Source organism: Dermacoccus sp. GAS27A (assembly GCF_044909235.1).
Lineage (GTDB): Bacteria > Actinomycetota > Actinomycetes > Actinomycetales > Dermatophilaceae > Dermacoccus > Dermacoccus nishinomiyaensis.
In genome coordinates this window covers 92,458-112,930 of sequence record NZ_JBIYDW010000010.1, presented here as the reverse complement: position 1 = coordinate 112,930, position 20,473 = coordinate 92,458, and the positions used below count along the sequence as shown (strand labels likewise).

The 20,473-nt window shown below is 69.5% G+C and carries 19 protein-coding genes; 6 read left to right on the top strand and 13 right to left on the bottom strand.

All coding sequences use genetic code 11. The features are described from left to right. The first annotated feature begins 160 nt into the window (after positions 1–160). The 4 genes from ABH936_RS11575 (at position 161) to ABH936_RS11560 (ending at position 3,288) form a co-directional block, all read left to right on the top strand. Entirely contained in the window at positions 161–1,024 is an 864-nt protein-coding gene (locus ABH936_RS11575; RefSeq protein ID WP_006947074.1) for an HAD family hydrolase, read from the top strand. 98 nt (positions 1,025–1,122) lie between these two features. Further along, positions 1,123–1,935, top strand: coding sequence for a TrmH family RNA methyltransferase (locus ABH936_RS11570; RefSeq protein ID WP_404603316.1), 813 nt, complete (start codon positions 1,123–1,125; stop codon positions 1,933–1,935). A gap of 157 nt (positions 1,936–2,092) precedes the next feature. Then, positions 2,093–2,746, top strand: a complete 654-nt coding sequence (locus tag ABH936_RS11565) for a VOC family protein (protein WP_404603315.1) — start codon at positions 2,093–2,095, stop codon at positions 2,744–2,746. A gap of 392 nt (positions 2,747–3,138) precedes the next feature. Next, the gene (locus ABH936_RS11560; protein ID WP_404603314.1) at positions 3,139–3,288 is read left to right on the top strand and encodes a hypothetical protein; all 150 of its coding nucleotides are present in this window, start codon (positions 3,139–3,141) and stop codon (positions 3,286–3,288) included. A gap of 195 nt (positions 3,289–3,483) precedes the next feature. Here the strand turns inward: ABH936_RS11560 and purB are convergent, their stop codons facing one another. The 8 genes from purB to ABH936_RS11520 form a co-directional block, all read right to left on the bottom strand. Beyond that, a complete protein-coding gene (gene purB, locus ABH936_RS11555; RefSeq protein WP_404603313.1) occupies positions 3,484–4,905 on the bottom strand; it encodes an adenylosuccinate lyase in 1,422 nt (473 codons plus the stop codon). A 67-nt stretch (positions 4,906–4,972) separates the two neighbouring features. Continuing rightward, the gene (locus tag ABH936_RS11550; RefSeq protein WP_038566585.1) at positions 4,973–5,392 is read right to left on the bottom strand and encodes a hypothetical protein; all 420 of its coding nucleotides are present in this window, start codon (positions 5,390–5,392) and stop codon (positions 4,973–4,975) included. Between the two features lie 139 nt (positions 5,393–5,531). Next, positions 5,532–6,332: a VOC family protein gene (locus ABH936_RS11545; RefSeq protein ID WP_404603312.1), complete on the bottom strand. Its 801-nt coding sequence runs from the start codon at positions 6,330–6,332 to the stop codon at positions 5,532–5,534. Between the two features lie 370 nt (positions 6,333–6,702). Then, entirely contained in the window at positions 6,703–7,908 is a 1,206-nt protein-coding gene (galK, locus tag ABH936_RS11540; RefSeq protein ID WP_115296658.1) for a galactokinase, read from the bottom strand. Beyond that, positions 7,905–9,032 carry a galactose-1-phosphate uridylyltransferase gene (galT, locus tag ABH936_RS11535; RefSeq protein ID WP_404603328.1) on the bottom strand — a complete coding sequence of 376 codons (1,128 nt, stop codon included), beginning with the start codon at positions 9,030–9,032 and terminating at the stop codon, positions 7,905–7,907. Before galT ends, galK begins: the two co-directional genes overlap by 4 nt. Further along, positions 9,032–9,754: a dethiobiotin synthase gene (gene bioD, locus ABH936_RS11530; RefSeq protein ID WP_038566593.1), complete on the bottom strand. Its 723-nt coding sequence runs from the start codon at positions 9,752–9,754 to the stop codon at positions 9,032–9,034. The genes galT and bioD overlap by 1 nt, the downstream gene beginning before the upstream one ends. Continuing rightward, positions 9,751–11,085: an 8-amino-7-oxononanoate synthase gene (locus tag ABH936_RS11525; RefSeq protein WP_242686768.1), complete on the bottom strand. Its 1,335-nt coding sequence runs from the start codon at positions 11,083–11,085 to the stop codon at positions 9,751–9,753. Before ABH936_RS11525 ends, bioD begins: the two co-directional genes overlap by 4 nt. Then, on the bottom strand, positions 11,082–12,449 hold the full coding sequence (locus ABH936_RS11520) for an adenosylmethionine--8-amino-7-oxononanoate transaminase (protein WP_165583732.1): 1,368 nt from the start codon (positions 12,447–12,449) through the stop codon (positions 11,082–11,084). Before ABH936_RS11520 ends, ABH936_RS11525 begins: the two co-directional genes overlap by 4 nt. A 147-nt stretch (positions 12,450–12,596) precedes the next feature. Here ABH936_RS11520 and ABH936_RS11515 point away from each other — a divergent pair, with 147 nt between their 5' ends. After that, entirely contained in the window at positions 12,597–13,007 is a 411-nt protein-coding gene (locus ABH936_RS11515; RefSeq protein ID WP_165583733.1) for a hypothetical protein, read from the top strand. 6 nt (positions 13,008–13,013) lie between these two features. On the opposite strand, the gene ABH936_RS11510 is transcribed toward ABH936_RS11515, so the two are convergent. From ABH936_RS11510 to bioB, 3 genes are all read right to left on the bottom strand, one after another. Beyond that, positions 13,014–14,417: a M1 family metallopeptidase gene (locus ABH936_RS11510; protein WP_165583734.1), complete on the bottom strand. Its 1,404-nt coding sequence runs from the start codon at positions 14,415–14,417 to the stop codon at positions 13,014–13,016. Positions 14,418–14,539: 122 nt separating this feature from the next. Next, the gene (locus tag ABH936_RS11505; protein ID WP_404603311.1) at positions 14,540–14,842 is read right to left on the bottom strand and encodes a hypothetical protein; all 303 of its coding nucleotides are present in this window, start codon (positions 14,840–14,842) and stop codon (positions 14,540–14,542) included. Between the two features lie 26 nt (positions 14,843–14,868). Beyond that, positions 14,869–15,906, bottom strand: coding sequence for a biotin synthase BioB (bioB, locus tag ABH936_RS11500; protein ID WP_165583735.1), 1,038 nt, complete (start codon positions 15,904–15,906; stop codon positions 14,869–14,871). Between the two features lie 399 nt (positions 15,907–16,305). Here bioB and ABH936_RS11495 point away from each other — a divergent pair, with 399 nt between their 5' ends. Further along, entirely contained in the window at positions 16,306–16,800 is a 495-nt protein-coding gene (locus ABH936_RS11495; RefSeq protein ID WP_404603310.1) for a hypothetical protein, read from the top strand. Positions 16,801–16,954: 154 nt separating this feature from the next. Here the strand turns inward: ABH936_RS11495 and ABH936_RS11490 are convergent, their stop codons facing one another. Both ABH936_RS11490 and ABH936_RS11485 read right to left on the bottom strand, forming a co-directional pair. Then, positions 16,955–19,558: an MMPL family transporter gene (locus tag ABH936_RS11490; protein WP_074045922.1), complete on the bottom strand. Its 2,604-nt coding sequence runs from the start codon at positions 19,556–19,558 to the stop codon at positions 16,955–16,957. A gap of 162 nt (positions 19,559–19,720) precedes the next feature. Further along, complete coding sequence (locus ABH936_RS11485; protein ID WP_404603309.1) at positions 19,721–20,353, bottom strand: TetR/AcrR family transcriptional regulator; 633 nt, start codon at positions 20,351–20,353, stop codon at positions 19,721–19,723. Between the last annotated feature and the right edge of the window lie 120 nt (positions 20,354–20,473).

Below are 20,473 nucleotides of genomic sequence, written 5' to 3'. Positions count from 1 at the left end.
CACCTGACGAGGCCGGCTCGCCCAAGACGGGGTGGGCCGGCCTCGTCGACGCGGTGGTGACGCTGCGTCGACTCCCTGTCGGACGCGGCTGGACCCCGGCCGTGTACGTCCCGCGACGGATGGTCGCCGCGAGGAGGGCCGTTGCGCCTAGGGTGGGTACGTGACTGTCTCTGACACCTGCGCGCCGCCCCCGTCGACCGGTTCGGCGGTTTCGTCGCAGCCGGATGGCAAGGAGTGGCCGCCGCTCATGGTGTGCCTCGACATCGATGGCACCCTGCTGCAGTACGACGGCACGATGCACGACGTCACGCGCGACGCCGTGCGCGCCTGTGTCGAGGCGGGGCATCAGGTCGTGCTGTCGACAGGGCGTGCGGTGATCGCGACGAAGCCGATCATCGACATGCTCGGCCTCTCGTCCGGCTACGCGGTGTGCTCTAACGGCGCGATCACGCTGCGTCTCGACAGCTCACTACCCGACGGGTTCGAGACGATCGAACGCGTCACGTTCGACCCGACGCCGGCGCTGCAGATGCTGCGCGGACAGTGGGAGGACGCCGTCATCGCCGTCGAATCGGGTGACGTGTTCAAGGTGACGGCGCCGTTCCCCGACGGTGAACTCGACGGCGAACAGGTCGTCGTGCCGTGGGAGGAGCTGATGACGGAGCCCGTCACGCGCGTGACGTTCCGCTCGCCGACCGGCACGAGCGAGGACTTCCTCGACCTCGCCGAACGCGTCGGCCTGCACCAGGTCAACTACGCCGTCGGGTTCACGGCCTGGATGGACATCAACCCCGAGGGCGTGACGAAGGCGTCCGCGCTCGAGCAGGTGCGGCGCAAACTGTGCGTGGAACCAGCGAACACGGTGGCCGTCGGCGACCAGCGCAACGACGTCGAGATGCTCGAATGGGCCGCGCGCGGCGTCGCCATGGGCCAGGCGCCCGACGAGGTGAAGGCCGCCGCCGACGAGGTCACCGCTCCCATCGACGACGACGGCGCCGCCCTCGTCCTGCGCTCGCTCATCTGACCCCCTTCTGCGATTGACGTCCACATTCGCGATTCCCGTACCCATCTGCGCACGGCGTCCACCTTCGCGTGAGGCGCGTCGATTTGGGATGATGGGGCGTGCCTGATCTTCACCTGACGTCCGCGACGAACCCGCGCCTCAAGGGCCTCGTCGGCCTGCGCAAGCGCCGCACGCGCGAGACCGAGGGCCTGACGCTCGTCGAGGGGTACGACGAACTGGGTCTGGCGCTCGACGTCGGCGTCCGCCCACAGACGCTCTACGTCTGTGACGAGTTGATGCTCGACGCGGCGCGGCAGCACGACGTCATCGACGCGGCGCGCACTGCGGGCGCGGAGATCGTCACCGTCGCGCGTCAGGCTTTCGAACGCGTCGCGTATCGCGAGGGGCCGGACGGGTTCCTCGCCGTCGTGCCGAGCGTCAACGCCCATCCGCGCATGCTCGACCTGCCCGCCAACCCGCTGCTGCTCGTCGCCGAGGGCGTCGAGAAGCCCGGAAACCTGGGCGCGATGCTGCGCACGGCTGACGCGGTGGGCGTCGACGGTGTCATCGCGGCCGACCCTGTCACCGACTGGGGCAACCCCAACGTCGTCCGCGGCTCGAAGGGCACCGTCTTCAGCGTGCCGGTTGCGGCGGCACCCACGTCAGAGACGCTGGAATGGTTGCGCGACAACGACATCCCCCTCATCGCGACGACACCCGACACCGACGTCATGCACACCGACATCGACCTGTCCGGGCCCGTCGCCGTCGCTGTCGGCACCGAGAAGTACGGCCTCACCGACGAGATGCTGGGCGCCGCGACGTCCCGCGTCCGCATCCCGATGGTCGGGCAGGTCAACTCGCTCAACGTCGCGACGAGCGCCGCCATCGTGCTCTACGAAGCCATGCGACAGCGCGGCGTGCGGGGCTGACGAGCGGCCACCCGACGCACTCAGGTGACCCGGCGCCGCGAGCGAGGTGCCCCCCGCCACCCGTCCGCACCGGGGCGCCAGCCGGTGACGCGGCCCCGCGTCGCCGAGACGTGACCCTGATTACAAGCTGTGTTGGGTGACGTGGCACAGTGTCTCCATGCGGATTGACCACGTGATGTATGCGGCCGAGAATGACGGCCTGCAGGCCACAGCCGAGCGCCTCTCGCAGCAGCTCGGCATTGAAGTGCGTGACGGCGGCGTGCACCCGCGCTTCGGGACGCGCAACATGATCCTGCCGCTGAGGCAGGGGCGTTTCGTCGAGGTCGTCGAAGCGCTGGAGCACCCGAGCGTCGACAAGATGCCGTTCGGTCAGGCCGTCAAGGCTCGCTCCGCCAACGGCGGCGGTTGGGTCGGCTGGGTCGTCGAACTCGACGACATGAGCGGCCCCGTCGCCAAGCTCGGCCGCCCCACCACGGAAGGTCGCCGTCACCGCCCCGACGGTGCGGAGATCACGTGGCAGCAGATCGGCGTCAGCGACCTCGTCGTCGACCCGCAGCTGCCGTACTTCATCCACTGGGACGACCCCGCACAGCACCCGTCGAAGGACGGCGCCACGGACGTCGCGCTCAAGGGCATAATGCTCGCCGGCGCGCCCGAGCGAGTGCGCGAATGGCTCGGCCTGACGGGCGAACCCGGCGTCGACCGCGAGGACTGGGAGCCCGACATCGACTTCCGGTTCGTCGCGCCGCACGGCACCCCGTCGGTGCTGTCGGTGACGTTCGCGACCGCCAAGGGCGACGTCACGATCTGATGATCTGAGGGGCGGCGTCCCGTCCTGACGTCGAGGGCCGAAACTCTGCAGTCCAGAGTTTCGGCCCTCAACGCATCTGGTGGGGTCTGAAACTCCGCATTGCGAGATTTCGGCTCTGAGGGCGGCTCCGGGGGCCTCGCTCAGCCGGGCGCCGAGTCGCCGATGGAGACGAGGCTGCGAGTGCTTCTCGTGCTCGCCGGGCTGCCAACGCCCGAGGTTCAGGTGACCGTGTCGGCAGATGGTCGCACGTTCCGCTTCGACCCCGCCTACCCCAAGAGCGCATCGCCATCGAGTACGACGGTGCGCACCACTTCGACTCCGAGGCGCAGAAGCAAGCGGCTGTCCGACGCAACGACCCGCTGCGGCGCGAGGGTTGGACGATCGTCAGCGTCGTGTCCCGAGGCATCCTGCGCGACCCGGCCGGGACGATCGACCAGATCGCATGGCTGCTCACCGACCGGGGTCGACGTGTGCGGCGGAGCGCGGAATGGACGGTGCACTTCCCGCAGCGGGAGATCGCCGGGGGCTACCGGGCGGGATGAGTCCGGCGCCGGCTGAGAGCTGTGATTCGGCGATGCGGGATTTCAGCCCCCAACAGCCGCGTTGAGAGCTGAGACCCCACCATGCAGGATGTCAGCTCTCAGCGAGGCAGCCGCGGGCTTCAGCAGATCGCCAAGGGCGCACGAGCGTTCATCGCAGGCCAGTGCACGTCAGGCGTCGAAATGATCCGCTGGGCGTCAGACCTCGAGGAAGTCGACCAGCTGCGGAGCGATACCGACGTACGTCGCGGGCGTCATCTCGACGAAGCGTGCTTCGACGTCGGCGGGCAGGCCGAGGCCGCGCACGAACTCGCGCAGGTCGTCGCCGGTGATGCGGCGTCCGCGCGTCAGTTCCTTGAGGCGCTCGTAGGGCTGCTCCATCCCGGGCACGCCCTGGGCGCCGAGCGCGCGCATCGCCGTCTGGATCGGCTCGCCGAGCACCTCCCAGTTGGCTTCGAGGTCCTTGGCCATGGCGCCCGGCACGGGGTCGAGACCGCCGAGGCCCCGCGCGACGTTGTCCATGGCCAGCACCGAGTGCCCGAATGCGGTGCCGATGTTGCGCTGCATCGAGGAATCCGTGAGGTCGCGCTGCAGACGCGACGTGACGAGGGTCGAGCCGAGGACGTCGAGCAGCGCCGAGCTGACCTCGAGGTTCGCCTCCGCGTTCTCGAAGCGGATCGGGTTCACCTTGTGCGGCATCGTCGACGATCCGACGGTGCCCTGGCCGCGCACCTGCGCGAAGTAGCCCATCGAGATGTAGGTCCACACGTCGGTGCACAGGTTGTGCAGGATGCGGTTGAAGCGCGCCATGTCGGCGTACAGCTCGGCCTGCCAGTCGTGGCTCTCGATCTGCGTCGTGAGCGGGTTCCACGTGAGGCCCAGGCCCTCGACGAAGCTCTGGCTCAGCGCCGGCCAGTCGGCGCTCGGCACGGCGGCGGTGTGCGCGCCGAACGTGCCGGTGGCGCCGTTGAGCTTGCCGAGGAACTCCTGGGCCTCGATGCGGCGCAGCTGCCGGCCGAGGCGGTGCGCGAGCACGGCGAATTCCTTGCCCATGGTCGTCGGCGTCGCCGGCTGGCCGTGCGTGTGCGCGAGCAGCGGCACGTCCCGCATGTCGCGGGCCATCGTCGCGACCTGCTCGGCCAGCGTCGTCGCCTTCGGCAGCCACACCTGCCGCGTCGCACGCTGCACCATGAGGGCGTAGCTGAGGTTGTTGATGTCCTCGCTCGTGCAGCAGAAGTGGATGAGTTCCGAGAGCTGCTCGGCGTCGTCGTGGCCCGCGTCGGCCACGATCTGCGTGAGGCGGCGCTTGAGGTAGTACTCGACTGCCTTGACGTCGTGCACCGTCTCGCGCTCGATCTCGGCGAGTTCGGCGATGTCGTCACCGTCGAACTCCTCGACGACGTCGCGCAGCGCCTCCTTCTCGCCGTCGTCCAGCGCGCGCACGCCGTCGAGGATGCCGGCGTCGGTGAGGTGGATGAGCCACTCGACCTCGACGTGGACGCGCATCCGGTTGAGCGCGGCCTCCGACAGGTGGTCGACGAGCGGGGCGACGGCGCCGCGGTAGCGGCCGTCGAGGGCTCCGAGGGCGATGGCGGGCTGGGTGTCGGCGAGGCTGTGCATGCACCCATTGTTCCAAACGACGAGCCCCGGACGCGTGTCGCATCCGAGGCTCGTCCTCACGGTGGAGTCAGCGCTTTCGGGCCCGCAGCGGGAGCCACACCGCCAGGCCCATGAGCGCCATCGCCAGCGGGACATGGACGGCGGCCATGACGTCCTTGCCCTCGTCCACGATGAGCCCCCCGAGATAGGCCTCGAGGATCAACAGCACCGTCAACGCCAGCGCACCGAAGGTCAGGTCGGTGCGTTCACGCAGCTTCAGGAAGGCCCACACCGTGGCGAGGAGCGCGAACCCGATGGCGGCCTTCCCGCACCACGAATGGACCTCGAGCCAGGGCGTCTTCTCAGGGTCGGTGTCGGGCGTCGACATGAACAATCCGGCCCACAGGCCCTGCAGCAGCACGGCGAGCGACGCGACGCCGACGAGTGCTGCGAACGTACGAGTGGGTGCCGTCGCGGCTGAGGAATTCGCGGGCGTGGAGCTCGTCATGATGGTCCTTCGCGTGGAATGAAGCAGTGTCCCCACAGCTAACCGCTTCCACTTAGGAGAAGGCTCTCGTCCGGAACCGGCAGACCTGACAAGTACCCGGGATTTTCCTGGGTCAGGACCGGCTCACCTCACCTGCTCGTCACTCGGCGTCTCGATCGTTCTCGGCTTCGTTCTCCGCCTCGGTGTCGAAGGCGATGACGTTGAACGTCTCACCCTCGGGCCCGCGAATCGTCGCCTCCGGCCCGAACGGGGTGTCGAAGCTCATGAGCACCTCGCCGTCGAGCTCTTCGACGATGGCGACGGTGGAGTCGCGGTCGGCGACGACGAAGTGCGTCAACCAGTTCGCGGGCACGTCGTCGGGCAGCTGCGTCGCGAGGTGCATGCCCGCGACGACCTCGCCGTCGCTCGCGCGCTTGATCGTGACGTAGTCGGTGCCCATCTCCTCGTAGGAGAAGCCGAAAACCTTGCCGTAGAACGACTTCGCGCCCTCGAGGTCGCGCGTCATGAGGTCGTTCCAGCCCACGGAACCAGGCTCGTTGAAGATGCCGAACCCGGGGTGCTCGCCGCCCTGCCAGACACCGAACGCGGCCCCCTCGGGATCCAGGAAGAACGCCATACGTCCCGTGTTCGGCACGTCCATCGGCTCGACGAGCGTGCGGCCGCCGGCGTCGCGGATGGCGCCAGCGGTCGCGTCGACGTCGTCGCTCGCGAAGAACGTGGACCACACGCTCGGAACGTCGGGCTGCATGCGCGGCGCCAGCCCGGCAGCAGCGTGGTGATGCTTGAGCGCGACGGCATAGCCGCCCATGTCGTCACCGCCCTCGCGGATCTCCCAGCCGAACAGCTTGGCGTAGAAATCCTTCGCTCGGTGCATGTGGTCGAAGCTGCAGTCGACCCAGTTGGGCGTGCCGGCGGGCCAGTTCGTGGTGCGGGTTGGCATGACGACTCCTTCGGTCGCGGTGAGGCCGTCCGGCCTCGCTCGGTGACGTTCCCAGCCAATCACGTGACGCTGACCACCGCGCGGTTCCGGGCCGGCCGGGAATCGCATCTTGTCCGCGGTGCTTCGGCGCCTCGCGCATGAGGCGCCGACAGGCCTCGCCTACGCCGGCCCCGAGATGCCTCAGGATTCGGTGGACGGGCTCGACACCATCGCTCAGCACACCGCCGGTTGACGCCGCGAGGCTGGCACCCACCGTTCGGTGTGCGCCGAGCCTGGAGAACTGCGTTCGAGACGGGCGCGACCGGTAGCACCTGTGACACCCGTCGATCAGCCCGGACCGCCGATCGTCGAGTCACTGCGACCAGGTCGCTCAGACGAGCCGATGCGCCCCCGCGCTCGCAAGCGCGACGAAGGGCTCCGGCTCGGGGAAGCCGCCGTCGTGCGCCGCGCGTCGAGCGGCCGCGACGGCATCATCGACGCCTTCGACGTCGACGAGCGCGATGACGCACCCGCCGAAACCCCCGCCCGTCATGCGTGCGCCGTACGCGCCACCGGCGACGAGTGCGGCGGCGAGCGTGTCGACGGCCGGGACGGTGATCTCGAAATCGTCGCGCATGCTGACGTGTGACGCCGTGAGCAGCGCCCCGACGTCAGGCGCTTTGTCCCGCGTCACGCCACCGGTCAGGAGAGCGTCGACGGCGAGGACCCGCGCGGAGTCGGTGATGACGTGGCGCGCGCGGCGGCGCGGCACGTCGGGCAGCCCGGCGAGACGCGCATCGACGGCGTCGACGTCGCGTCCGTCGATCTCGGCGCACAGTCGCCCGCGGGCGATGCCCAGGGCGTCGGCGGCCTCCTCACACGCGCGGCGGCGCTCGCCGTACGCACCGTCGACGAGCTCGTGCGGCGCGTGCGAGTTGACGACGAGCAGCGCGAGGCCCGCGTCGGCGAGGTCGAACGGCACCTGCATCGTCTCGTTCGTCAGCGTGTCGAGTCGCAGCGCGTTCCCCGGTTCGCAGAGCACGGACGCGAGCTGATCCATCGTTCCGGTCGGTGCTCCCGCGATCTCGTTCTCGGCGAGGCGCCCGAGCCTGGCGATGCCCGACCCGTCGAGCCCCCAGCCGGCGAGGTCGTTCCACGCCGACGCCGTCGCACAACTCAAGGACGCCGACGACGACAACCCGGCGCCGCGCGGTACGTCGGCCGCGAACGCGATGTCGAGCCCCGGCACGTCGAGGCCGTCGCGACGGGCGGCCCATCCCACGCCGGCGGCGTAGGACGCCCATCCGAGGCCCGCCTCCCGCGACACCTCGCCGAGACGCACCTCGACACGCTTGCCTTCAGAGGCGAGGCGCACGAGATCGTCGTCGCGCCGACGTGCGACGGCAACCGTACCCGTCGGCAGGGCGATGGGTAGGACGTAACCACCGTTGTAATCGGTGTGCTCACCGATGATGTTGACGCGGCCCGGCGCCCACCACGCACCGTCGGGTTCGCCTGCGTCCGAGCCGAACTCGCGATCGAACAGGGAGCTCGCGTCGTCGAGCAGGCGACGCTGCGTCGAGGTCGGCGTCGTCATGACGACTCACCCACTTCGCGGCCTGAGCCGCCGTCGAACGCGTCTGCCACCTCACGCAGGCGCTGTGCGACAGCTTCGGGGGAGACGTCGTTGCTAAACGTACCCTGCCCCGACTCGGTGCCGGCGAGGTACTTCAGCTTGTCGGCGCTGCGACGAATAGAGAACAGCTCGACGTGCAGCCACGCGAGCTCGCGGTCCGGGTGATCGGCCTTGGCCGGCGCCTGCTGCCACGCCGAGATGTACGGCAGCGGCGCGTCGTAGAGGGCATCGAAGCGGGTGAGGACGTCGCGGTACAGCGCCGCGAGCCCGTCGCGCTGGGCGTCGTCGAGGGCCGCAAGGTCGGCCACCTGCGTCCGCGGATACAGGTGCACCTCGACGGGCCAGCGCGCCGCGAACGGCACGAACGCCACCCAGGTGTCGTTCTCGGCGACGATGCGGGCGCCGTCGGCGAGTTCGCGGGCGATGACGTCGCCGAACAGGTTGCGCCCCGTCGCGTCATGGTGGGCGCGGGCGCGCGCCAACTCCGTCGCCGCGCGTGGCGGCACGAACCCGAACGCGTAGATCTGCCCGTGCGGGTGTGGCAGCGTCACCCCGATCTCGACGCCGCGGTTCTCGAACGGATAGACGTACTCGACGCTGTCGCGCGCGGACAGTTCGCGCGTGCGGTCGGCCCACGCGTCGACGACGAGGCGCGCCTGCTCGAGGCCGAGATCCTTGAACGACGCGTCGTGTCGTTCGCTGAAGCACACCACCTCGCACGCGCCGTGCGCGGGAGCCGAGGCGAACAGCGGGTCGTCCTCGGTCGGGACGTCGACGACCGCGTCCGACAGTGCCGGGAAGCGGTTGTCGAACACGACGACCTCGTACGAGTCGGACGGCACCTCGCTCGCGTATCCGTCGCGACTGGGGCACAGGGGGCACTCGTCGGCGGGCGGCATGAACGTGCGGTTCTGCCGGTGCGCGGCGAGCACGATCCGTTCGCCGGTCAGGGGATCGCGACGGATCTGCGACATCGGGGTCGTCGTCGGCAGGTCGCGGGTGTCGGGGCTCGGCTCACGGCCCGCGGTGCGGTCGTACCAGCGGATCGTGCGGCCGTCAGCGAGACGGCCGTCGGTTCGGAACATCACAGATGCACCCATTCTGTTGCGTGCGTGCGGAATTCGGCAGGCTCCAGGCTAGCCGCGCCGGTCGGGATGCGGCCGAGGGGCTGGGCGCCGGCCGCGGTGGGCAGGTCGTCGATGTTGGTGCGCTCGGCGAGATCGGGCTCGCTCGGGTAGCTGCCGACGACGTACCCGATGAGGTCGAGCTCGCGGCGAGCGAGGGCCTCGGCGGTCAGCGCCGTGACGTTGAGGGTGCCCAGGCGCGAGGCGACGACGAGGACGAAACCGGCGCGAGCGCCGGCGTCGCGCAACGCGATTCCAAGGTCGGCCAGGGTGTTGCCCTCGCCGTCGAGGTGCACGAGCAGCCCCCCGGCACCTTCGACGATGACGGTGTCGACGTCGTCCCTCTCGGCGATCTCGAGGACGCGACGAGCGTGCTCGGCGACCGTCGGCAGCGTCACCTGGGCCAGCCGAGCTGCGGAATCGGGGGCGAGCGGGTCGGGCAGCCGGACGAACTCGTGCGTCGTGAGCGAGCCCGTGGCCGCGTCGTCGCCACCCAGATCACCGACAAGACGCGCCACCTCGTCGACGTCGCCGGCCTCGCCCGGCGCGAGACCCGTCTGCGTGGGTTTGACGACGGCCACGTGCATGCCCTGAGCGATGAGAGCCGCGGCGATGGCGGCCGTCGTCACCGTCTTGCCGACCTCGGTGTCGGTGCCGGTGACGAGCAGGATGGGCGCGGTCATGCGATCTCCTCGAGAGGTGGGGAAGCGGGCGGGCCGGCAGCAGGTCGCGGCGACTCCGAGCTGCCGGCTCGTTCGTGCGACGTCTCGCGAAGCACGCCGTGCATGATGCGTTCGACGTCTGCGAGGTCGTCGTCAGTGATACCGGCGTTGGCCGTCAGGCGTAGGCGCGAGATGCCGTCGGGTGTGCTCGGTGGGCGGAAGCAGCCGATGCGCAGGCCCTCTCGTCGGGCAGCGTCGACGGCGGACACGGCACTGCGCGGTGACGGCATGGGAACGCTGAGGACGGCGCCCGCAGGCGCCTCGACGCCGACGATGTCGGCCAGTCGTGCTGCGACCTCTCGGGTGCGTGCGGCGAGTTCGGGTCGCGCGACGAGCTGGCGCAGAGCACCCAGCGCGGCTCCGGCTGACGCGGGAGCCAGGCCGGTGTCGAAGATGAACGGGCGTGCCGTGTTGACGAGATGCTCGCGCAGCGCGGCCGAGCCGAGGACCGCGCCGCCCTGGGCGGCGAGGGATTTCGACAACGTCACAGTCGTGATGATGCGCTCGCGGCCCGGGCGATCGAGCAGACCGAGCGCCCGCACAAGGCCTTCGCCCCGCTCGCCGATGACTCCGAGGCCGTGTGCCTCGTCGACGACCAGGAGCGCATCGTGCTCGATCGCGAGGTCGAGCAGTTCGCGCAGCGGGGCAGCATCCCCGAGCACCGAGAAGATCGACTCGACGACGATGACGGCGCGCGGCTCGGTGCGTTCGACGAGCTCGTCGCGGACCGCGGCCACGTCGAGGTGCGGAGTGACGGCGACGCGCGCCTTCGCGAGCCTCATCCCGTCGATGAGGCTCGCGTGGTTGTGCGCGTCGCTGATGATGACCGTGTCAGCCGTGCCGAGGGCCGTCATGAGGGAGAGATTGGCGTGGTAGCCCGTGGAGAACACGAGTGCGGCCTCATGCCCCAGGTGCGCGGCGAGTTCGCGTTCGAGTGTGACGTGCGAGGCATGCGTGCCCGTCACGAGGCGGCTCGCACCGGCGCCCGCACCGTCGTCCTGGAGCGCGGCGACGGCTGCGGCGATGACGTCAGGGTGTCGCCGCAGCGCGAGGTAGTCGTTGCCGGCGAGGTCGATGCGGACGCCGTCGAGCTGGTCGTCGACGGCCGTGCGGGTGAGGCCCAGCTCTTCGCGGCGCTGTGCGGCGTCGCGCAGGAAGACGGCGTATTGATCGACCTGACCGCCGCGGACGGTCGCATCCGCTGGGGCTGAGGCGCCCGCGTCAAGGCCCCCGCGTGGCACGGCTGCGCCGTCCGTCGAGGCTTCGGGCTCCATTCCGTCAGGCCTGCTCATCGCGACTCCTCGCTAGCTCGGCAGCCGGCGTCGACGCTCGCCCGCACTGCGGCCGTGACGCCGCGCATGATCGTCGCGAGATCATCGTCGGTGCACACGTACGGCGGCATCGTGTAGATGAGCCCACGGAACGGGCGGATCCAGACGCCTTCGGCCAGTGCCGCCTCAGTAGCGCGCGTCATGTCGACGTCGCCCTCCAACTCGACGACGCCGACCGCACCGATGACGCGGACGTCCTTCACACCCGCGATGCTGCGCAGCGGGCCGAGCCCGGCCTCGAGGGCGCCCTCGAACTGTGCTGCGCGCGTGAGGCGTTCGGCGTCGAGCAGGTCGAGGCTCGCAAGTGCGACGGCGCACGCGAGGGGGTTACCCATGAATGTCGGGCCGTGCATGACAGCGCCCGTGCGATCGCTGATGCGCTGGGCCACCTCGTCGCTGCACAGTGTTGCGGCGAGGGTCAGGTACCCACCGGTCAACGCCTTGCCGACGCACATGATGTCGGGTGTGACGCCGACGCGTTCGGCCGCCCAGAGGGTGCCGGTGCGTCCGAAACCGGTGGCGATCTCGTCGAAGATGACGAGCGCCCCGTGCTCACGGGCGAGTTCGGCGAGGAATCGCACGCACTCCGGGTCGTGGATCCGCATGCCGCCGGCGCCCTGCAGCAGGGGTTCGAGGATGACGGCGGCGATGTCGTCGGCGTGCTCGGCGAACAAGCGCGCGGTCTCGTCCTTCCACGCGGCCATCTCGCCCGCGTCAGCGTCGAGACCGGACGACGGGTCCGCGGGCGCGGGCGGCAGCGGAGCGAAGATCTGCTCGGGCAGTGTGCCGCGCCAGAGCGTGTGCATACCGCCGTCGGGGTCGCAGACGCTCATCGGGTGCAACGTGTCGCCGTGGTAGCCGCCGCGGACGGTGAGGATGCGACGCCGTGGCCGGTCGTCGGCGGCGAAGCACTGCAGCGCCATCTTCATTGCCACCTCGACGCTGACGGAGCCCGAATCGGCGAGGAACACTCGGTTCAACGCCGCACGTTCCGGCTGTGGGTGCGGCGCCATCGCGACGAGGCGCTCGGCGAGTCGGATCGCGGGTTCGTGCGTCAAACCGCCGAACATGACGTGCGACATGCGCTGTAGCTGCCCCGTGGCAGCCGCATCGAGCTCCGGCACGCCGTAGCCGTGCACGGCGCACCACCACGAGCTCATCGCGTCGATGACGTCGCGGCGCGTTCCGTCGGCCTCGACGAGACGCAGCCGCACGCCGGAGGCGGACTCGACGACGTGGGGCGGTACTCCTGCCGTGGCACTCGCGTAGGGGTGCCACACGTGGGCGGCGTCGAGGGTGAGCAGCGCGTCGACGTCCGTGGTCATGGCCGCATCCTCTCATCCCACGCCCGGTTACCCGCGAGTCCGGAAGGCGGCCTCGAGCACGGGCGGCGTGATGCGTCTCACCCTAGGATCGAGCGCCGACAACCGCGTCCTTCCGCGGTTGTCGGCCGTTCTCGCTACTGTGAGGCCATGATCACGGATCTCGCGGTGACCGCCATGATCGGCGCCTGCGTCCTCGCCGCCATCGCAGCAATGACGGCGTGGCTCGCACGCTCGATCACGTCGGGCACGCTGCCCTTCGGCGGTAGGCTCGCGCTGCGCCCGCGCGGCGTTGCACGCACCCCTGAGGCGTTGCTCGACGCCAACCGCGCCGCCGCGCCCTTCATGATGCGTTACGCGCTCATCGTGGGGGTGCTCGCCGTTCTCGTCATCCTGGTCGCGCCGTTCAGCGACATCGCCGCCGTGATCGTGCACCTCGTCGCCATCGTCATGGTGTGCCTCGGCGCATGGGTGTGCTGGGCGAAGGCGCGACGAGCCGCCGCGTCTTCGTCCGTCGTGGATCCCACCGTCGGGACGAAGGATGCCGCGCGGCCCGAGTAGCGCAGATCAGATGCCGTAGCGAAGAAGGAAACTGCTGAGATCCTTGCCCGCGGCCTTCTGCGCCTCGGCCTTGAACTGGGTGCGGGTGATGCTCGAGTGGGCGTGGCCCGTGGCCAACGTGCGCAGGAATGCCGTGAAGCGCGGTGCGCGCGCCTGCTCGATCGAGCCGTCCATCTCACGGCGCAGCTCCCGCATGAGGCCACCCGCGTACTGATACGTCAGCTTCTCCACCTTCATGTGGGTCGGCACGCGCCAGGTCGTGGGCGGCGTCAGCAGGGGAGCCCACATCGCGGCGGAGGTGCCTGACGTGGCACGCAACATCTGCACATAGTCCCATTCCAGGAGCTGCGCCAGGCCCTCCTGGATCAACACGACGTCCGCCCAACTCGCCGCGGTCACGCTGTTGCCGAACCACATGTGCGCATTCTCGTGGGCGACGAACGCGGCTGTGTTGCAGGACGCGTCGTAGGTCGGCCCGCCGACGGTCTCCTGAGCGCCCACACCAATGTCTTTGACCAAGACCCCGCCCGCGTGCGAGAAGGGGAAGCTGCCGTAGCGCGCCGCGAAGTACGACAAGGCCCGCGGGGTGTGATCGAGCAGGGTCGACTTCGTGAGCCCCGGCTGTGCCGCCACGCCGTAGGGAACGTCACGCCCGCCGATCGACCACGTACCCGAGGTGACGCTGAACGGCCCGACGGCGAGGCCGAGTTGGTAGGTGGCGCTGGGTTCGGCGACAGCGAAGCGAATGTTCGTCATCGCGGTGCGGCCCGAGGTGTAGAACGTCTGTGAGGTCGGCCTCGCCAGCATGACCCGGTTGGCCCGCTGGGTCGAGATGCTGACGCCGTAGGTCGATTTCACGTCGAGCCGGTCGTTGCACGGGAACCAGTGCGTGGCGGCGATCGGCTCGCCGGCGACGACGAAGTACGCCCCGGCGCTCAACAGCGAGGCGGTGCGGTTCGCGTCGGCGGAGACGTTGTAGCCGACCTTGAGCGTGAATCGCGCTCCCGCCGGCAGCGAGAAGCCGCTGACGGTGAATCGGCGATGCCCGCCCTGGTCGCCGTACGTCGTGGCGACGCTGGACGTCCTGGAGAATCGCACGGCCTTGCCGTTGATCGACACGACGTTCGGTGTGTGCTGGAAGTCGACGAAGAGGTTCGTCATAGATCGCGCAGCGACGCACGTCATCGTCGTCGAACCGAAGAGCCGCGGCGAGCTGCCGGTGAGGATCGTGTCACCGATCTGGTAGTGCAGCACGCGGTAGCGGCTGTCGCCGAAGCGCGGGTACGAGGGGTCTGTGGTGTCGGCCAGTGCTGACGTCGTCGAAGTGGCGACACAGCCCAGGGCCGCGGCGCCCGCACCGCCCAGGAGGGCATTCCGGCGGCTGACGTGTGAACAGGTGAATTCGGGCATCGTTCCCCCTCGCGACATCGGCCTCGACCCCTGTCGGTGCCTGAACCCTCAGGATACGTTCAGATGTGACTCGGGTCACCCCCGGCGTCGCTCACGACGTAGCGTCTGCCGGCCGCGCGCGGTCAGACGCCGGCGCCGCCACTGATCGCGCCGTGACGGGAGCACTCGGCCGACCATCCAGTCGGGAAGATCTGCACCTTCATGCGCCGCGCGCACTGCGCGCAGAAGCGCGGCGGCTCTTCCGAGGCGAGCCACCGAGCGCACGTCGCGTGGTCGGCCGCCTCGGGCGCCAACCCGCACCGCGTGCAGAACGCGGGCTCATCACCCGAGTTGCCCGCCGCCGCGACCTGCGAACCCCGCCCACGCACAGCCGGGCCCCCCACGACCGCACCCTGGTCGCGGCCCGGCAGCGTCGCGTCACTCATCGTCGTCATCTCTCGTGCAGGGCGCGTCAGAGTGTCGCGTTGAGGGCCTTGATCGGCATGTTGAGCTCGCCGAGCAACGACAGGTCTTCCTCCGGGTCGCGCCCGAGCGTCGTCAGGTAGTTGCCGACGATGACGGCGTTGATGCCGCCCATGAGCCCGTCACGCGTGCCGAGGTCACCGAGCGTCAGCTCGCGGCCGCCCGCGTAGCGCAGGATCGTGCGCGGCAGTGCGAGACGGAACGCGGCGATCGTGCGCAGCGCGTCGTTCGACTCCATCGGCTCGATGTCGCCGAACGGCGTGCCGGGGCGCGGGTTGAGGAAGTTGAGCGGCACCTCGTGCGGCTCGAGCTCGGCGAGCTGCGACGCGAGTTCTGCGCGCTGCTCGAGCGTCTCACCCATGCCGACGAGACCACCGCAGCACAGTTCCATGCCGCTGGCCTTGACCATCGTGCACGTCTCCCAGCGCTCCTCGTACGTGTGCGTCGTGACGACGTCGGGGAAGTACGACTTCGCGGCCTCGAGGTTGTGGTTGTAGCGGTGCACACCCATGTCGCGCAGGTCGTCGACCTGCTCCTGCGTCAACATGCCGAGAGACGCGGCGACCTGGATGTCGACCTCGTCGTGGATCGCCTTGACGCCCTCGCGCATCTGCTCCATGAGCTTCGCGTCCGGCCCGCGCACGGCGGCGACGATGCAGAACTCCGACGCGCCCGTCTCGCGCGTCTGCTTCGCGGCGCGCACGAGCTGCGGAATGTTGAGCCACACCGAACGCACCGGCGACGTGAACTGCCCCGACTGCGAGCAGAAGTGGCAGTCCTCGGGGCAGCCGCCCGTCTTGAGGGAGACGATGCCCTCGACCTCGACCTCGTCACCGTTGTACTTCAGGCGCACCTCATGGGCGAGCTGCAGCAGCTCCTCGAGGCGATCGTCACCTGTGCGCAGCACCTCGACGAGGTCGTCGTAGCCGAGCGGCTTGCCCTCCTCGAGCACGATGCGGCGAGCGCGCGCCAGTACGTCCTCGTCGGACGTGGGAGCCTGCGTGAGCGGTGCGTCGGTGATAGTCATGCGGCCTAGGTTAACGACCATTAACCGAGAATTGGGGGCCGGTCCCGAACCGGCGAGTAGGTGTTGAATGCCTTGCCCCGTCAGGAGCAGGGCGCGCGGGCCCGCCGCGCCTCCCGCATCCCGGGCGGCCGTGGGCATACCCACCCGAGCGGGTGGGGTTTCACCACGCGACGAAGCGCCGCCTCGACGTTTCGGCCCACGCCCTCGCCGACGAGATCCGCAGCGACGGCAAGGGGCTCGACGTCCTCGTCAACAACGCCGGCGTCATGACGCCCCCGGAGCGCATGCTGACGAAGGACGGCCACGAACTGCAGTGGGGCAGCAACTTCCTCGGCCCGTTCGTCCTGACGACCCTGCTCCTGCCGACGCTGCTGGAGGGGCGCGCCGCGTGTCACGACGATGTCGAGCATCGCCGCGCAGGCGGCGTCGATCAACTTCGCCGACGTCGAGTGGGAGAAGAAGTACTCCTCGTGGCGCGCGTACGGCCAGTCGAAGCTCGCCGACCTGCTCATGGGCCTGCATCTCGCCCGCGTGTCGCAGGAGCGCGGCTGGAGGCTCCTTTCCACCATCGCGCACCCCGGCTACACGAAGACCAACCTGCAGAGCGCCGGCGCCGCCGCGCTCGGTTCCGGACGCACGACGATGATGATGCGCATCATGGACCTCGACGTGCTGCCGAGCATGGACGCCGTCCAGGGCGCCGGCCCCGAACTCATGGCCACCACCGACCCGGCGGCCCGGAACGGCGCGTTCTACGGCCCGAAGCGCCGCACCGGCATGACCGGAGAGGCCGCCGAGGTGCCGGTGTACCGCAGCGCCAAGGGCCCGACCCTCGCCGCATCCGTGTGGGCGCTCGCGGCTGCGACGACGGGCGTCGACCTGCCGCGCGCCTGAACCGCTGGCGGGCGAAACCCCTGACGGACGCAGCGCCCAACGGACCAGGCACCTCACGGACGAAAGCTCCTGACACGACGAAGCGGGCTTTGAGACCAGATGGTCGCGGAGCCCGCTTCGTCGGTCAGCGCTCAGCCGGCCGGGTGTCTGACGCTCAGCTCGTACGCGGGCGGTCCTCGTCGTCGCGGGCGAGGTGCTTCGGCGTCGAGTGGCTCTCACCGGCGAAAAGTTCCTCGACGATGCTCGCAGGCGTTGCGCCGTGCAGACCGGGCGTCGTGGCCGCGTGCTCCGAGGCGTCCGCGTCCGTCGCCGTGCCCGCCGTCTCCGTCCCCGCAGCGTCGGACAAGGCGGCCGAGCCGGCAGCCGCACCGGCGACCCCATCGGTCGTGCCGGCGGCTGCGCGCTCCGCAGCGTGCTCGGGCGAGCCGGGGCGCGCACCGTGCTGGTTGAGGCTCTCACCTTCGACGTCGACGTTGGGCATGATCTTGTCGAGCCACTTCGGGATCCACCAGGCGTGCTTGCCCAGCATGAGCATGACGGCCGGGATGAGGATCATGCGCACGAGGAACGCGTCGAGGAAGACGGCCGTCGCGAGCGACACACCGATCGTCTTGATGAGCGCGTTGTCCTGCGAGGCGAACGCGGCGAACACCGAGATCATGATGAGCGCGGCGGCGACGACGACGCGGCCCGAGTGGCGGAAACCGTCGATGACGGCGTCGCGTGCGTCCATGCCGTGGGCGTACGCCTCACGCATGCGCGTGGTGAGGAAGACCTGGTAGTCCATCGCGAGGCCGAACACGATGCCGATGAGCAGCGTCGGCATGAAGCTCATGATGGGCTGCGGGTCGAACCAGCCGAACGTGCCGTCCTGGACGAGCTTCACCGTCACGCCGAGCGTCGCGAGGATCGAGGCGAGGAAGCCCAGCGTCGCGAGGAGCGGCACGACGATCGAACGGAACACGAGCACGAGCAGGACGAACGCGAGCCCGACGACGATGGCGAGGTACGGCGCGAGCGCGTCGTTGAGCTTCTCCGACACGTCTGCGGCGATCGCCGTCTGGCCGGTGATGCCGACCTTGACGTTGCTCGACTTCTCGATGTCGGCCTGACCGTCGCGCAGGCGCGTCAGCAGGTCGTCGGTCTTCTTGTCGGCGGGGCCCGTCTTCGGCGTGATCATGACGACGGCGCCGTCACCCTTCTTCGCCATCTGGACGATCTGCGCGTTGGCGACGTCGTCCTCCTTCGACGCCCACTGCACGACCTTGCCGTACGCCTGCATCTGCTTGCCGGCGAGTTCCTTCTGCGCCGCGGCGTCCGTGCCGGAGACCTTGATGTCACGTCCGTCGAGTACGGCGATCATCGGGGCGTTCTTGCCCGGGCCGAAGCCCTCGGCGAGCAGGTCGGCGCTCTGACGCGCCTCGGTGTTCTTCTCCGCCGTGGCGTCGGAGGGCAGGCCGAGGTGCAGGTTGCTCACGGGTGCCGCGAGCACGCCCAGAAGGGCGACGACGCCGAGCGCGACGGCCCACGGAGCCTTGCGGATGCCGCGACCGAGTCGGACCGAACCGTTGACGAAGTCGTGGTCGGAGTCGTCGGCGGTCGTGTCCTTGCGCACCCGCCCACCGAACGCCTTGCCCTTGAGCATGCCCATGAGAGCGGGCAGCAGCGTCAGGCTGACCATGACGGCGACGAAGACGGTGCCCGCGGCGCCGAGACCCATCGCCGTCAGCATGCCGATGCCGAGCACCGAGAATGCGGACAGCGCGATGAGGACGGTGAGACCGGCGAACACGACGGCCGAGCCGGCCGTCCCGAGGGCACGACCCATCGCGTGGGCACGCTCGTCGTTCTTCGTCCGGTCGACGTGCCGCAGCTCGCTGCGGTAACGCGACAGGATGAACAGCGCGTAGTCGATGCCGACGGCGAGACCGATCATCGACGCGAGCGCCGTCGTCGTCTCCGGCAGGTCGAAGAAGTACGTCGCACCCGTGATGCCGAGCGTGCCCAGCAGCAGCCCGATGACGGCGTTGAGGATCGGCATGCCCGCCGCGACGAACGAACCGAACGTGATGACGAGGACGACGAGCGCAACGGCGATGCCGATGAGCTCCGAGGTGCCGCCGGGCTGCATCATCTCCTGCATGCCCTGACCGCCGGCGACGATCGTCAGACCGTTCTTCGCCTCGGCCGCGGCGTCCGAACGGATCTGCTTCTGCGTGTCCTGCTTGATGTCCATGACGTTCTCGACATCGAAGTTCCACGAGATCGTGCCGATGCGCCCGTCCTTCGACAGCGGCGACAGGGCCTGGGCGTTCGCCTCGGCCTGCTCCTTCGTCATGCCCTGCTTCATCGACTGCGCGACGAGCTGCTTGCTCTGCATCTGCGCGGCGACGACGGGGTTCGCGATGGTCTGCGCCTCAGCGCCCTTCGGCATCTGCGGTGCGCTCTGCAGCTTCTTGACGAGCGCGTCGATCTGGCCCTTGTACGGCTGCTCGGAGAGCGTGTGACCCGCCGGCGCCTTCAGGACGATCTGGCCGTTGACCTGCTTGTCGGCAGCCTTGGCGTCGGGGAAGAGCTCCTTCTGCATCTCGGCCGCCTTGAGCGACGGGATGCCGGGGATGGTGAACTCGCTGGACATCGGCTTGCTCTTGGCGGCGGCGAAACCACCGACCGCGAGGATCGCGATGAGCCAGCCGACGAGGAAGAACGGCCACTTCTTGTAAGCCGTCCGCCCGAGGCGGTAGAGGATGTTTGCCACGAAGATCTCCTTGCGAGTGGCGGGTGGACGAAGGATGCGCGACGCAGTGCGTCGAGACGGTGGTGATGAGACGGTGGTGCGAGACGGGTGGTGAACGTGGGCCGATCGGGCGGGCTCGCGGACAAGGGCTGATGGGGGTCTGAGAGGGCGGGCGTCGCTGCCTCAGTGCTCTTCGTGCACCTCGACGGCGGCTGCGAGCACCTCGTGGAATCGGGTCGTGAAGTCGATCGGCGGAGCATCCTGGCCGCCCGCGAAATCCTCCAGCGTCAGCTTGAGCATGCTCAGCATCGTCGTGGCGAGGACGCGGGCCCGCAGATCTGACGGCTCCCACCCCTCCCGCTGGGCGATGGCGTCACGCAGCATGGCGGCGACGACCTCGAAGCGGTGGGCGACGAGTTGCATCACCTTCGCGTCGGACATGATCGCCCGATTGACGAGGGCGCGGTGTCCGGGGCTCGTGGCGTCCAGGTCGTCGGCGGAGGCGATGACGGTGTCGATGGCGTGGACGAGATCGTCGACGAGTCGGCCGTGGGGCTGCTTCTCGAGGAACAGTTCGAGCGCCCCGGGGCGCGGGTTGTTCTCGTCGAACGGGCCGAGAACGGCCGAGGCCTTGTCCGGGACGTGATTGAACAGGGTGCGGCGGCTGACGCCGACGCGTTCGGCCAATTCGTCCATCGTGAAACCGTCATAACCCCGTTCGATGACGAGGGTCGCGGCAGCCTCCTGGATCTCGACGAGACGCCGCATCGCGCGCGCCGTGCGAGACGCGGGCTGGGTGCAGGCTGTGATGTGCACGGGCCCCCTTCGACTGTTGGACTGAAATCTTCAGCAGTGCAATGTTGCACTTTCGTCGCGCTAGGTGCAACTACGGCGGGGGTGACCTGCCTCACGGCGGGTGCTGCTCGCTGCGATGGC

What these genes read in the sequence shown, in the direction of transcription:
- ABH936_RS11565 (WP_404603315.1), top strand. Translation starts at nt 2,093, where the DNA reads ATGCGGATTGACCACGTGATGTATGCGGCCGAGAATGACGGCCTGCAG.
- purB (WP_404603313.1), bottom strand. Translation starts at nt 4,905, where the DNA reads ATGCACAGCCTCGCCGACACCCAGCCCGCCATCGCCCTCGGAGCCCTC.
- ABH936_RS11550 (WP_038566585.1), bottom strand. Translation starts at nt 5,392, where the DNA reads ATGACGAGCTCCACGCCCGCGAATTCCTCAGCCGCGACGGCACCCACT.
- ABH936_RS11545 (WP_404603312.1), bottom strand. Translation starts at nt 6,332, where the DNA reads ATGCCAACCCGCACCACGAACTGGCCCGCCGGCACGCCCAACTGGGTC.
- galK (WP_115296658.1), bottom strand. Translation starts at nt 7,908, where the DNA reads ATGACGACGCCGACCTCGACGCAGCGTCGCCTGCTCGACGACGCGAGC.
- galT (WP_404603328.1), bottom strand. Translation starts at nt 9,032, where the DNA reads ATGTTCCGAACCGACGGCCGTCTCGCTGACGGCCGCACGATCCGCTGG.
- bioD (WP_038566593.1), bottom strand. Translation starts at nt 9,754, where the DNA reads ATGACCGCGCCCATCCTGCTCGTCACCGGCACCGACACCGAGGTCGGC.
- ABH936_RS11525 (WP_242686768.1), bottom strand. Translation starts at nt 11,085, where the DNA reads ATGAGCAGGCCTGACGGAATGGAGCCCGAAGCCTCGACGGACGGCGCA.
- ABH936_RS11520 (WP_165583732.1), bottom strand. Translation starts at nt 12,449, where the DNA reads ATGACCACGGACGTCGACGCGCTGCTCACCCTCGACGCCGCCCACGTG.
- ABH936_RS11515 (WP_165583733.1), top strand. Translation starts at nt 12,597, where the DNA reads ATGATCACGGATCTCGCGGTGACCGCCATGATCGGCGCCTGCGTCCTC.
- ABH936_RS11510 (WP_165583734.1), bottom strand. Translation starts at nt 14,417, where the DNA reads ATGCCCGAATTCACCTGTTCACACGTCAGCCGCCGGAATGCCCTCCTG.
- ABH936_RS11505 (WP_404603311.1), bottom strand. Translation starts at nt 14,842, where the DNA reads ATGAGTGACGCGACGCTGCCGGGCCGCGACCAGGGTGCGGTCGTGGGG.
- bioB (WP_165583735.1), bottom strand. Translation starts at nt 15,906, where the DNA reads ATGACTATCACCGACGCACCGCTCACGCAGGCTCCCACGTCCGACGAG.
- ABH936_RS11495 (WP_404603310.1), top strand. Translation starts at nt 16,306, where the DNA reads ATGTCGAGCATCGCCGCGCAGGCGGCGTCGATCAACTTCGCCGACGTC.